This window comes from Vibrio sp. 10N.222.55.C6, from assembly GCF_041473395.1.
Lineage (GTDB): Bacteria > Pseudomonadota > Gammaproteobacteria > Enterobacterales > Vibrionaceae > Vibrio > Vibrio crassostreae_C.
In genome coordinates this window covers 1-267 of sequence record NZ_JBFRSD010001177.1, presented here as the reverse complement: position 1 = coordinate 267, position 267 = coordinate 1, and the positions used below count along the sequence as shown (strand labels likewise).

Sequence of the window (267 nt, the reverse complement as noted above, 5' to 3'; positions counted from 1 at the left end):
AAATGCTTTATTATTTTTTTCTATCCTGTGAAGAAGTCTAGACTCAGCTTCTAGTTCTTTCTTTTCTTTTTCAAGACGCGTTTTCTCAATACGATTGTAACTATTTGTAATGCCCAAAAAATAGTCAAAGAAATCATTCTTGAAGTTTTTAACGAAATCCAAACCTCTGAATGATTTATGTCGATAAACCCAACCGACATCTTGTGCTATGTAATATGGCAAAAACATGGCTTCTAAAGATGCTGGTTTATATTCATTGTCATATTC

Annotated in this window: 1 protein-coding gene; it reads right to left on the bottom strand. The window is 31.8% G+C overall.

Annotation, left to right across the window (positions count from 1 at the left end; all coding sequences use genetic code 11):
* On the bottom strand, positions 1 to 267 hold a 267-nt coding region (locus AB4486_RS28070; RefSeq protein ID WP_372120104.1), incomplete at both ends, for a hypothetical protein.